This window comes from Clostridioides sp. ZZV14-6150 (assembly GCF_020657875.1).
Lineage (GTDB): Bacteria > Bacillota > Clostridia > Peptostreptococcales > Peptostreptococcaceae > Clostridioides.
Map to the genome: position 1 here is coordinate 1 of NZ_JAGWDA010000078.1, position 391 is coordinate 391.

The following is a 391-nucleotide window of genomic DNA, read 5'->3' on the forward strand; positions in this document are numbered from 1 at the left end:
CTGGAATATTGCAAACAAAATGTGCCCTTTGAACAAGGAACACTAAATTGTATAAAAATATCGGCAGCTCACTCAAAAGGAACAATTCTTATCTGTGGTGGATACGACTCATTCATTGAGGAATTTGTTTTACAAGTTAGCCCATTAGCCTCAAAAGGCTATACCGTAATTTTATTTGACGGTCCGGGGCAAGGCGATTGCATACGTGAAAACCTGTTCTTCCGCTATGATTTTGAAAAACCGACTTCTGCTGTTATTGACTTTTATCACCTAAATTGCTGTGCAATGGTTGGCATTTCATGGGGAGGATATTTTGCACTTCGCAGCGCCGCATATGAGAAAAGGATTATTGCGGCGGTTGCTTATGATGTGATGGATAATGGGCTGGAAG

At 40.9% G+C, this 391-nt stretch carries 1 protein-coding gene; it reads left to right on the top strand.

Going from position 1 to position 391, the window contains the following annotated elements:
* Positions 1-21 precede the first annotated feature (21 nt).
* A partial coding sequence (locus KGF41_RS20580) for an alpha/beta hydrolase (protein WP_227857145.1) occupies positions 22-391 on the top strand: 370 nt, incomplete at its 3' end.